Consider the following 12,352-nt stretch of genomic DNA (forward strand, 5'->3'; position numbering starts at 1 on the left):
AAACGGGATATTTCCATTTTATTTTAATATTATTTCATCAAATTACTATAAAACAACATACATCATATCTATAATTTAAGAGCTGTTCCACTTTTCTTTTCCCTTATTAATATTTCTATTAACTGCACTATTTGTGCTCCAGCCTCAACTGGTGGCATTCCATTTTTGTGTATATTCGATACTACAGTTCTTTGAGATTCTGGTTTTTCGCTACTTGCTTTATATGCCATATAGCAACTCATACTTTCTCCTGTAGCAAGGCCTGGTCTTTCTCCTATTAGTATAAGAGTGACCATTGCATTTAAAGCTTCACTTATTTTATCCATAGTGGCAACTCTAGCATATTTGACAAAAATAGGTGTTCCAATCTTATATCCTTTAGCTTTTGCGCCTTCATAAATCATCGGATATATTTCTTTTAAATTTGAAGTTATAGCAGGTGAGCTTAGCCCATCACCAGCTATAATTTGCACGTCAACATTATTAATGCAGTCTTTTTTTATATTCATTAATATTTCTTCCGAAAATTTTCTTCCTAAATCAGGTCTTGTTATATATTCTTCTTTATCTTTCACTAATGTTTGAATTTTATAAAATCCAAGCTCATCAACTACTTTTTCATCTACATAAGACCATACTGCATCCATAGCAACCGCATGGTCTGCTCTTAATTTCAAATATGTGCTGGTTTTATATCTTGTTCCAGCTCTTCCTGAACAAATTCTTGCTGGTGTAGATTGTTTTAAAATCATACAACCTTTGTAATCTAGTGGAGCATCAATTGAAATCTTAGTGTTTAAATCCTCGGCTGATATATCTTTTAAAATATCTTGTTCCACAGGCTACACCTCCTGATTTAAGAAAATGGATGGATCTCCCGCTCTACTTGTTAAGGCTCCATTTTCCATTATTCCAAGCTCATTAAGTCTGATTTCAAACTCGTTTATTGGTCTTTTATTAGTTATTTGTCTTAAAGTTGCAACATCATGATAACTTGATGATTGATACATCAACATTACATCATCTCCACCTGGAACCCCCATAAAATAATTGCAGTTTGCTTGTGCAAGTAATACAGCTAAATTCTCCAAATCATTTTGATCTGCCTTCATATGATTTGTATAACAAACATCAACCCCCATTGAAAGACCAGTTAGTTTTCCCATAAAATGATCCTCAAGCCCTGCTCTTATAACTTGCGCTCCATCATAAAGGTATTCCGGTCCGATAAAACCCACAACAGTATTTACCAAGAAAGGTTTGTATCTTTTTGCAAGTCCATAGCATCTAGCCTCCATGGTGAGCTGATCTGCTCCATTATGACCTTCAGAAGATAATTCAGATCCTTGCCCAGTTTCAAAATACATAAAATTATCACCTTTAGAAGCTTTAAGCTCCTTCATTAAAAAATAAGCTTCATCCAATAACTTAACATCTATTCCAAAAGCTCTATTTGAAATTTCAGAACCTGCAATACTTTGAAACATCAAATCCATAGGAGCACCTTTTCTTATTGCCTCCATTTGAGTGGTTACATGTGCTAAAACACAATTTTGAGTTGGCACTTTGAACTTGTTCATAAAATCTTTAAAAGCTTTTAGTATATTTGATACACTTTCAATTGAATCAACTGCAGGATTAAGTCCAATTACAGCATCGCCTACTCCATAACTTATTCCTTCCATAACAGATGCCATTATACCATCGATACTATCTGTGGGATGATTAGGTTGAAGTCTTGCTGCAAGTGTTCCAACATTTCCAATGGTTGTATTGCAGGTTGCTTTATTAATTATTTTTCTTGAAGCGCATATAAGATCCATATTACTCATAAGCTTAGTTACACCAGCTATAACTTCTGAAGTCAAACCGTCTCTTATAGCTTTTATTTCTTCTCCAGTTGATTCCAAAAGAAATTCTCTAAATTCACCTATAGTCATAGACTTTATTTTATTAAATATTTCTTCATTGACTCCATCTTGAATAACTCTTGTAACTTCATCAATTTCATAATCTACTACTGGGTTATTTCTTAAATCACCTATAGTCAATTCTGAAAGAACGATTTTTGCTGCCACTCTTTCTTCAGTAGATTTAGCTATTATTCTCGCAAGTCTGTCACCTGATTTTTCTTCATTTGCTTTTGCAAGAACTTCCTTTACATCTGAAAATTTATATACTTTTCCAAAAAGTGTTGTTCTTAAAACCATATATGTCCCCCCTTCTAGACAGCTTCGCTATCCACCTCTTCAATTGAAGGCTCTGCAGTTGAATTTTGCATTTTTGCATATAAATAATAATAGATGATAGATATTGCATAAGCTCCAACTACCCAAGCTACAGTTGAAAGATTTGACACTGTTAGTGCTACCAAAAATAATAAGGCTATCGCAAGAGATATTGCTGGAACTACTGGATAAACTACTTTAAATGGTCTATTAAGATTAGGTTCCTTATTTCTTAAAATGAATAAAGAAATCATGCTAATTATATACAAGGCTACAGCTCCAAAACATGATATAACAATAATTACACTAGTTTGTCCTGTTAAAACAAATATCATTCCAATAAGACTCATTACAACTATAGAATAAACAGGTGCACCTTTAGAATTTATTCTTGATAAGAACTTAGGCAAGTAACCTGATCTTGACATTGCAAATGCTTGTCTTGAATACCCAATTATTATTCCATGTAGACTAGCTACAAGTCCAAACAATCCAATAAAACTCATAACTTTAGATAATAAACCAACTCCGTATACTCCTTCTAATGCTGTAGGCAAAGGTGAATCTGATGAACTTAAAACACTAGCATCTGAGACTCCTGCTGATATAAAAAATGTTCCAACTGCCAATATAACGAGAGTTGCTATCCCTAATATAAAACCTTTAGGAATATCTTTCTTAGGATTTTCACATTCCTCTGCAGACATTGCTCCACCTTCTACCGCTAAATAAAACCAGATGGCAAAAGGTATTGCACTGAATATTCCACTAAAACCACCTTTTAAAATTTCCCCTGCAAAAATGTTCTTCATCTCAACATGAGGAGCTCCGGCCCCTATAAATAGAAGCAATCCACCAATTGCAACGATTGTAACTATAAGTTCAACCTTAGCTGCTGCTTCTATGCCTAAACAATTTATAATAACAAATATTCCATAAGCAATTAATGCGGCTATAACAGCAGGTACTGATGGAATTAAAAAGTGAATATATGCTCCTATTGATAATGCTATAGCTGGAGTTGCGAATAAGAACTCCACTAAACATGAAAATCCAGCAATAAAACCTCCAAATTTTCCAAGTGACCTTGAAGCATATTCAGATGGTCCTCCAGCATGTGGAATAGCAGTTGAAAGTTCAGCATAACCAAACATAAATGTAGTATAAAAAACTGTAACTATCAGTATCGCTATAATAAATCCTACTGGACTTGTGGATGCCAATGCATAGTTCCACCCGCAATACATTCCCGATATAACCATCCCAACAATTATTCCCCAAAGTTGTACTGGTTTTAAGGTTTTCTTTAATTCATTATTCATTTTTACACGCCCCTTTTATTATTTTTAATAGATTTACCTTTATAATTTCTTATTTAATCCAGCGACCATCACTATGAGTTATATATTAAAGTCTTTATAACCACCGGTATCGCATTTCCTATAGGTAAACCTATATCAATGTAATCTCCGTTATTTGTAGATATTTTATCTAAACATATAACTTCTCTTTTATTTCTTAGATTTAAAGAAATTACTTGCCCCAATGCTTTTGCGAAATCATTTTCTAACAATATAATTATTGGTCCGCTAATATTTTCAAACAACTTTATCATTTCATTTGAAATAATTTTTAGTTCTTCATAACTTGGACTCTTAGGTCCTTTAAGCGAAACCGCTACTTCAGTATTTTCATATATACTAAGTTTTTTCTTTCCTTGTACATATATCTTTCTTATATCCTCATTCTCATTAAATAGTTTAAGTATAGGTATATTTTTAAGAGGTAATATATCTTTATCAAAAGTAATTGTGCTCCCACTTATTGTTAGCGAGTGATTTGCTGCTCCAATTACAGTAGCTCTTATTTTTTCTTTTGGTGCTATCAACATTTTTTTATAATTTTCAAATTCTTTGCTTATACTTGCACCTAAAATAGGGCCTATATCATTGTGACATAATGCATCTTCAAGCTGAATATACTCCTCAGTTTGACTTATATACTCTCCAACTCCTCCTGAAAAACTTATATGATCAACCTTAAACGGCTCAAATTCTTCACTTATAAATAGCTTTTTTGTATCCTCACTTAATTCATTAAGGCAACAAACCTCTAATAAACACTTAGCTAGCTTTTTGCACAAGATTTTCAGTTCTATAAGCTCAGTGATTTTCCCAAGCTTTATGTCAATATACATATCCTTTAAAAGAAATTCGATTCTTTTTGAAATATAAACAACCCTTCCCTGTTCATCAAATCTAATAAGTCTGCCTCCAATATCTAAAGCAAAAGTCTGCTCACACTGACCACAGTTGAAAATGGCTATATTTGTTGTTCCACCTCCAATATCAAGATTTATCACTATTCTGTTAAGTTTCTTCGACAAATCTGAAGCTCCTGATCCATAACCTGCAAGAAGCGCCTCAAGCTTTGGTCCTGCTGTTGCTACAACAAAACTTCCTAGATACTCAGAAAGTTTTTTAGATACCTCACTAGCATTTTCTTTTCTTGCAGTTTCTCCTGTTATAATTACCGCTCCTGTAGAAATACTACTTTTATCCACTTCACTTTGTTTTAATGCTTCCGAAACAATATCTCTTACCTTATCAAAATCTATAGTTACTTCATCTAAAAGAGGAGTGAATACAATGGGACTTTTATATATAATTTTCTTATCTTCAATCACGGTTTCTCTAATCAATGAAGTTCCTAAAACATTCTTAATCTTTAATTTACTTAATATAACTTCAGTTGTAGATGTTCCAATATCAACACCTATACTATATATTTGATTCTCCAAAGCATTCCTCACCTCATTTCTTAAACATATAAATATTATTTCATCATAGTTTTATTAAATAAAAAAAGGACAACGAGTCAAATTAATATTTGACATCATTGTCCTTTAATATCTCTATTTACTTAAAAACTTATTTACTCATATATAAATACTACAATTTGTTTAGAAAAAATATAATAATAGTATATATATATTAATCTCGTTATTTACATTTGTATTACGATAATGGAATTATATTCCTTAATTAATTCTTTGTCAACCCTTTATTTTTTATATGTTTTTCTTTTATTCTGGTTGTTTTCCGATATAAGCTAAGATTCCTCCGTCTACATATAAAACATGACCATTTACAAAATCCGAAGCATCGGATGCTAAAAATATAGCTGGTCCAGTTAAATCTTCTGGTGTTCCCCAACGTGCAGCAGGAGTTTTAGCTATAATAAAGCTATTGAACGGATGTCCTTCTGTTCTAAGCGGTTCAGTTTGAGGTGTTGCTATATATCCAGGTCCAAGTCCATTACATTGAATATTATATTCGCCGTATTCAGAAGCAATATTCTTTGTTAACATCTTAAGTCCACCTTTTGCAGCTGCATAAGCTGAAACTGTTTCTCTTCCTAACTCACTCATCATTGAACATATGTTTATTATCTTTCCATGTCCTTTTTTAATCATTCCTGGTATTACAGCCTTTGATACTATAAAAGGTGCATTTAAGTCAACATCAATAACCTTTCTGAAATCTTCAGCTTTCATTTCAATCATCGGAATTCTCTTTATTATTCCAGCATTATTTACAAGGATATCAACTACTCCCACTTCTTTTTCTATCTTCGCTACAGTCTCATTTACTATTTGTTCATCTGTAACATCACATACATATCCAAAAGCTTTTATACCTTCTGCTTCATAAGCTTTTATTCCTTTATCCACTAATTCTTGATTAATATCGTTAAATACTATGGTTGCCCCAGCTTCTGCATAAGCCTTTGCAATACCCAAACCTATGCCATATGATGCACCTGTAACAAATGCAATTTTACCTTCTAGCGAAAAGCTTTTTAATATACTCATTACTCAATTCCTCCTAAATTTAATTTTCTTTTCTTTTGATATAATAATTATACATTTAAGTTTTAACTATTTCTTGTTATATTCTTCTAAAAATATTGCAAATTTTGAACTACAAATTATAACTTATACTATCTTTTGAGTCCAGGCGTTAAAGTAGTATATCTGTATATGGTAACAATTGTATATTACCAAACATACTTTAGTGCTATAGAGTGATATTAAGTGAGATGAAGGTAAAAAATGGTTTACGAAAAACAATTATCTTTAATAGAAGCCAATTTAAAAATAAATTTTGAAGGAAAATCATTAAAGTTTATAGATCCTATATATCGAGATATAAATCGTTATTTTCTCCCCTTTTTGGAGTTTATTAAACAGATAAAAGGCAAGTTTAATATCACCAGAGATAAAATAAATATACGATTTAAACACAAATCTCCAATATACATAAATTATAAGACTGATAATTATAAATTTACTGTAATTAATTATATATTGTATTTATCGCTTTTTGATATATGCACAATATTGAATGCTAAATCTAGTTGGGATTATAATAGCGAATCTATTTCACTTTATTGGAATAAAGATAAAAGTGAGATATATACAATACCTTCTGGAAAAGTTGCTTTAATAAGATTTGAAGATGTAACTGCAGGTGATGAGTATTTAAGTTCTGACAATTTGGAGAAATTCAGAGTAATTGCAGATTTTATGTTTTCAGCAGGGGTGCCCTTTCATATAGCATGGATACCGAGATTTGTTGATCCTCCAAATAGCATTGACAATGATATATCCAAGCATTATAGCCTGACAAACGCCAACTTTCTTTTCACAATTGAGTATTTACTAAATAGAGGTGGCCAAATTGGCCTACACGGCTATACTCATCAGTATGGCTATGAAGTAAGTGCAGAAGGTACTGAATTTAATGAAGAACGTAATAATGATGAGAAATGTATAAGAAAAAGAGTTGAAGCCGCTATTAATACCGCAAAAAAATTAGAACTCCCATTTAAGTTTTTTGAGAGTCCTCATTATGCAGCCACTGAATTTCAGCAAAGTATTTTTGAGCAATACTTTGGCATAATTTATGAAGACTGTGTAGGCATTTGGGGCGATAAAATTGTTAAAAGTCCCAGAAATCACAGAACCTTATATATCCCTACACCTTTAAGCTATGTAGAAGGAAAAGATGGTACGGAGAAAATGCTTGATAGAATAAATAATTTAGATGAAGAAACATTGGCTAGTTTATTTTATCACCCATATAAGGATTTTGAATACATAACTCTTAAAAATAGTACTAACGGATACCCATTGAGCGAGTATTCAGAGAGTTCTCCGCTTCACCAAATTGTAAAAGCCTTATTCGATAAAAAGTATAGCTTTTCAAAAATCACAAGCTTAAGTATAAATAACGAGAAAAATCCACCTATTAAGTCTTTCTTCAATCTTTCTAAATTATATAGTTTTCTCAAATTCAAAATTAAAAGCATAAAATAGTTTTAATGAATTAGAGCTGTACTTATATTCAATATACAAAGATGAACCACTTCATTTTAGAATTTATATTTCCAAATTGAAGTGGTCTATATTTATATCTTTTTAACGAATTCAGATTTTAAACTCATAGCTCCAAATCCATCAATTTTGCAATCAATGTTGTGATCACCATCAACTAAACGTATATTTTTTACTTTTGTCCCCTTCTTTAAAGCTGAAGTGGCCCCTTTCACTTTAAGATCTTTAATTATTGTTACAGAATCACCATCACTTAAAATATTCCCATTAGAGTCTTTAACAACTTTGATATCTTCATTTTCTTCATTCTTTGAACCTATAGACCATTCATGAGCACATTCTGGACAAATTAGAACCTCTCCATCTTCATAAGTATATTCTGAATTACATTTTGGACAATTCGGCAAATTATTCATCAATTCATTTCCTCCGTTTGTTATTAATAATTCTTACATAGATGAATTCCTTTAGAATAGAATTTATTTTGATAAAGTCACTACCTATAATATAGTCAGAGTTTTAAAAAAAGCTTTAAATTTAAAGTTATTCATCTTATCAATGAATTATTTTTGATTTTTATAAATCCATAAAAATAGTAATTATAAATCTAGGATACATAATAAGTACTTTACGAACTTACATAATACCATATTCTTTTTCAATTAACAAACAGTTAGAGAACCTAATTAATTATCAAAAGTAAATCAAACTTTAATTTTAACCAACTATATTCTTCATCAGTTACTGGAAGTATTAAACTTACAAGCGGTGAATCGGATAGAATAGTGTTAAAAGCATAACGCATTACAGTCTTCAATCGTTTACATAAGTTAGTACTAAAATTTCAAATATCATTTCCACTTTTGCTATCTTTTTATGGTTTATCTATATTTTAGCTATACCGTTATTAATCGCTATTGCTAATAATTATATATCCTAATTAATGTACCCTATAATCATATTTTAGCTAAAATTAATTTGAATTATTTATAACTTAATCTATTTGAAATAGATATCCTATCTAGCCAAATATCAATTTGTTGACCAATTTCTTCATCATCTATAATTTCCAGTCCCTCTATAATTGTTGAATTTGGGCAAAGCTCCGCTATATCGTCTACACTTCCACCTAATCCAGTCCCCCTATGCGTACAAAAAGGTATTACCATCTTTCCAGAAAGATCATATTCCTCCAAAAAGGTAAACACAGCCATAGGCATTGTTATCCACCAGTTAGGATAACCAACAAAAACTACATCGTATGCGCCCATGTCATCAACCTGTGCTGCAAGTTTAGGTCTATAGTTATATTCCTGCTCCCTTTTAGCCTGATCAACAACTGCATTATAATCAGTTGGGTACGGATTTATAGTTTCAATCCTAAAAATATCTCCCCCCGTCTTTTCTTGGATTAATTCAGCAACCTTCTTACTATTTCCTGAATATGAGAAGTAAGCTATAAGTATATTTCCTGTTTTTGACATAGGTTTCACCCCTTCTATTTTTACTCTTGATATTTTTTAATATTATTAAATCAATAAATAATATTGCTTCGTTATTATGAGCTTTAATTTGTTTCCTTTACTACAGTATATGTACACTCATATGCCATTAATGTTTAATAATGTTCTTAGATAAAAAAATTACAGGCAGTGAAAAACTTCTAATGCCATTGAAATATTTAGATTTATCTAACTTTTAAATTTTATATTTCCTATAATGTAAAAAAAAAGTGGCCTTATGTGAGTAAACATTTTTACCCACAGAAAAGCCACCTTAATTTTTATCAAGTTACTATTATACTATACAGTCTCTACTTCTAAGTCTGCACCTGAGAATTGACTGTTGTAAAGATCAGCATAGAAGCCGTTCTTTTCTAATAATTGCTTGTGATTACCCATTTCTATGATTGTTCCTTTATTCATAACTAAGATTAACTCAGCATCACGAATAGTAGAAAGTCTATGAGCAATTACGAAGCTTGTTCTTCCATTCATTAAATTGTTCATAGCTTTTTGTATTAATACTTCTGTTCTAGTATCAACACTACTTGTTGCTTCATCAAGAATCAAGATTGCAGGATCAGCAAGTATTGCACGGGCAATAGTAAGAAGTTGCTTTTGACCTTGTGAAATATTTGTTCCTTCTTCATTAAGAATTGTATCATAACCTTCTGGCAGTGTTCTTATGAAGTGGTCAGCATGAGCTGCTTTTGCTGCACGAACAATCTCTTCCATTGTAGCGTCTTCTTTTCCATATGCTATATTATCCTTTATAGATCCGTTATATAGCCATGTATCTTGAAGAACCATACCAAACATCTTACGTAATTCACTACGTTTGATATCATTTATATCGACACCGTCAATTTTTATCTTACCTGCATTTATCTCATAGAAACGCATTAAAAGATTAACAAGTGTTGTCTTACCAGCACCAGTAGGCCCAACAATAGCAACTGTATGTCCTTGCTTAACATCAAGGTTCATATCTTCTATTAGAGGTACATCTTCTACATATCTAAAATCAACATGCTCGAAAGTAACTTCTCCCTTAGCATTTTCTAATACTATTGCATCAGCACTATCTGGAATTTCTTCTTCCTCATCAAGTACTTGGAATACACGTTCAGCACAAGCTATAGTTGACTGAATAACATTAGCTATATTTGCAGTTTGAACTATTGGCATAGTAAATGATCTTGAGTATTGAATGAAGGCAAGTATATCACCTAGTCCTAATAAACTCTTTGTGATCCAAATACCACCAACCATACTGATTCCAACATAACCTAAGTTACTTATAAAGTTCATAAGTGGGAACATTATACCGGAAACAAATTGAGCCTTCCATCCAGCATTTTTAAGTCTTCCATTTATAGCTTCAAATTCTTCTATAGAATCTTTTTCATGTCCAAAGGCTTTAACTATCTTATGTCCAGTGTACATTTCTTCAACATGTCCACTTAATAAACCAATCTCTTTTTGTTGTGCTGCAAAGAATTTTTGTGATTTCTTTGCAATTGTTGCAGTTGCTATAACATATAACGGTAATGTTGCTATTACAATAAGTGTTAAAACAGGACTGATTGTAAGCATCATTATGATATATCCAACTATAGTAATAACAGATGTAATTATCTGAGTTAAACTTTGCTGTAAAGTAGTTGCGATTGTATCAACGTCATTGGTAACACGGCTTAGTATATCTCCATGAGCATGCATATCAAAGTATTTAAGAGGCAATTTCGAAAGCTTCTCATCAACTTCCATTCTTAGGTCTCTAACTGTCTTCTGAGCAACTCCTGACATTACAAGACCCATTATTAAACTAAAAATTGCACTGATTATATACATTCCAATAAGAACTAGAGCTATGTTTCCGATGTACTTGAAGTCATACTCTCCATTTGTTTCCTTTATTGCAGTAATTACTGAATTAATTTGGTCATCAGTAAACTTCACATTATCTTTAGGACTTGTAGGAGCATTGTCCATTGTTTTAGATAACTCACTACCTAAATCTATAATTTGTCTAGATACTTCTGCCCTTTGATTTGCATCTGTTAGTGTATCTAATTTAGGAAGTGCTATAAACTTCTGAATTGATTTTATACTCTTAGTATCTATCTTATTTTTTGAATCCGTATTAGTTGTTGTTCCCATGTCAGGCATACTATTGAATATATCTAACATCTGACTTATAACTTTAGTTCTTTCGTTAGTATCAGTTATTGAGTTCAACATTGGCAAAGCTAATAACTGCTTTACACTATTAAGTTGATCTGGATTCATTGTATCTGTAGTTGTAGTACTATCAGTTTTTGGCATCTTACTGAATATATCAACTAGCTTTATTGCAGCAGCTGCCTTTTCTTTTGAATCTTTAATAGTGCTTATATCAGCTGCAGCTAATAACTCTTTAATCGTATCTAAGTCTGATTTATTTATTTGAGTTCCAGAAGTTGAGCTACTGTCACTTGACATATCTGGCATGTCTTTAAATATATCAATAAGCTGAGTTAAAGTATTCTTCTTTTCTGTAGCATCCTTAATATCATTTATTAGTGGAAGCTTCAGCAGCTTTTGAACTGCATCTGTAGCTTTTTGATCCATCTTTGTAGTTGAACTTGAAGCTTTTGCAGTAAAATCTGTCATTTTAGCTATTCTGTTATATACTTCATCCATTTGTGCTGTATCAAGACTCATTGAACTTGATGATGAACTGCCTCCAGGCAGTTTCTTAGCAACACTCATGAACTTCTTCATTACAGTAACTTTATCATTTCCAACCTTAGCTTTATCAAGCATTGGAATATTTAATAATTCTTCTAACGTAGCTAAGGAATTCTTATCTATTTGTCCATTAGCTGGCATAGCCTTAAGTATATTGATAAAATCAAGAGTAGTTTTAACTCTTGTTGTTCTATCTGAAGTTGCATCAATCATTGGAAGCTTCATTAAACTTTGAATTGCTGCTAAAGTTTGAGCATCCGGCTGAGCTGCACTTTGTGTAGCTTGAGTTGTGCTTTGAGTAGTTGTTCCACCTTGAGCTGCTTGTTGTTGCATCTTTTGCATTTGCAGCATTTGTTGTTGAACTTGAGCTACCATTGTCTTTTGAGCTGTAGCCATTTGAGCAGTAATTTTATCAACTGCAGTCTTTTGTCCTGTAGCTATACCTTGATACATTTGTATTGCTACATTCTTATAGATTTCGTCAACAGCCT

At 31.8% G+C, this 12,352-nt stretch carries 9 protein-coding genes; 1 reads left to right on the forward strand and 8 read right to left on the reverse strand.

Annotated features, from left to right (window positions below; genetic code table 11):
• Nucleotides 1-68: 68 nt before the first annotated feature.
• The 5 genes from eutC to bsdtw1_RS14950 form a co-directional block, all read right to left on the reverse strand.
• The gene (eutC, locus tag bsdtw1_RS14930; protein ID WP_371874756.1) at nucleotides 69-788 is read right to left on the reverse strand and encodes an ethanolamine ammonia-lyase subunit EutC; all 720 of its coding nucleotides are present in this window, start codon (nucleotides 786-788) and stop codon (nucleotides 69-71) included.
• A gap of 54 nt (nucleotides 789-842) precedes the next feature.
• Nucleotides 843-2,210, reverse strand: coding sequence for an ethanolamine ammonia-lyase subunit EutB (locus bsdtw1_RS14935; RefSeq protein ID WP_183278353.1), 1,368 nt, complete (start codon nucleotides 2,208-2,210; stop codon nucleotides 843-845).
• Nucleotides 2,211-2,224: 14 nt separating this feature from the next.
• Entirely contained in the window at nucleotides 2,225-3,550 is a 1,326-nt protein-coding gene (gene eat / locus bsdtw1_RS14940; protein ID WP_183278354.1) for an ethanolamine permease, read from the reverse strand.
• 71 nt (nucleotides 3,551-3,621) lie between these two features.
• A complete protein-coding gene (locus bsdtw1_RS14945; RefSeq protein WP_244638174.1) occupies nucleotides 3,622-5,028 on the reverse strand; it encodes an ethanolamine ammonia-lyase reactivating factor EutA in 1,407 nt (468 codons plus the stop codon).
• A 285-nt stretch (nucleotides 5,029-5,313) separates the two neighbouring features.
• Complete coding sequence (locus bsdtw1_RS14950; protein WP_183278356.1) at nucleotides 5,314-6,102, reverse strand: gluconate 5-dehydrogenase; 789 nt, start codon at nucleotides 6,100-6,102, stop codon at nucleotides 5,314-5,316.
• 240 nt (nucleotides 6,103-6,342) lie between these two features.
• On the opposite strand from bsdtw1_RS14950, the gene bsdtw1_RS14955 reads away from it, so the two are divergent.
• A complete protein-coding gene (locus tag bsdtw1_RS14955; protein WP_183278357.1) occupies nucleotides 6,343-7,608 on the forward strand; it encodes a DUF2334 domain-containing protein in 1,266 nt (421 codons plus the stop codon).
• 92 nt (nucleotides 7,609-7,700) lie between these two features.
• On the opposite strand, the gene bsdtw1_RS14960 is transcribed toward bsdtw1_RS14955, so the two are convergent.
• From bsdtw1_RS14960 to bsdtw1_RS14970, 3 genes are all read right to left on the reverse strand, one after another.
• Nucleotides 7,701-8,042, reverse strand: a complete 342-nt coding sequence (locus bsdtw1_RS14960) for a zinc ribbon domain-containing protein YjdM (RefSeq protein WP_183279823.1) — start codon at nucleotides 8,040-8,042, stop codon at nucleotides 7,701-7,703.
• Between the two features lie 567 nt (nucleotides 8,043-8,609).
• Nucleotides 8,610-9,110, reverse strand: a complete 501-nt coding sequence (locus bsdtw1_RS14965; RefSeq protein WP_183278358.1) for a flavodoxin — start codon at nucleotides 9,108-9,110, stop codon at nucleotides 8,610-8,612.
• A gap of 318 nt (nucleotides 9,111-9,428) precedes the next feature.
• Nucleotides 9,429-11,291: an ABC transporter ATP-binding protein gene (locus bsdtw1_RS14970; RefSeq protein ID WP_371874757.1), complete on the reverse strand. Its 1,863-nt coding sequence runs from the start codon at nucleotides 11,289-11,291 to the stop codon at nucleotides 9,429-9,431.
• Nucleotides 11,292-12,352 lie beyond the last annotated feature (1,061 nt).

This window comes from Clostridium fungisolvens, assembly GCF_014193895.1.
In the GTDB taxonomy this organism is placed as follows: Bacteria; Bacillota; Clostridia; order Clostridiales; family Clostridiaceae; genus Clostridium_AR; species Clostridium_AR fungisolvens.

What these genes read in the sequence shown, in the direction of transcription:
- bsdtw1_RS14935 (WP_183278353.1), bottom strand. Translation starts at nt 2,210, where the DNA reads ATGGTTTTAAGAACAACACTTTTTGGAAAAGTATATAAATTTTCAGAT.
- eat (WP_183278354.1), bottom strand. Translation starts at nt 3,550, where the DNA reads ATGAATAATGAATTAAAGAAAACCTTAAAACCAGTACAACTTTGGGGA.
- bsdtw1_RS14950 (WP_183278356.1), bottom strand. Translation starts at nt 6,102, where the DNA reads ATGAGTATATTAAAAAGCTTTTCGCTAGAAGGTAAAATTGCATTTGTT.
- bsdtw1_RS14955 (WP_183278357.1), top strand. Translation starts at nt 6,343, where the DNA reads ATGGTTTACGAAAAACAATTATCTTTAATAGAAGCCAATTTAAAAATA.
- bsdtw1_RS14960 (WP_183279823.1), bottom strand. Translation starts at nt 8,042, where the DNA reads ATGAATAATTTGCCGAATTGTCCAAAATGTAATTCAGAATATACTTAT.
- bsdtw1_RS14965 (WP_183278358.1), bottom strand. Translation starts at nt 9,110, where the DNA reads ATGTCAAAAACAGGAAATATACTTATAGCTTACTTCTCATATTCAGGA.
- bsdtw1_RS14970 (WP_371874757.1), bottom strand. Translation starts at nt 11,291, where the DNA reads ATGGGAACAACAACTAATACGGATTCAAAAAATAAGATAGATACTAAG.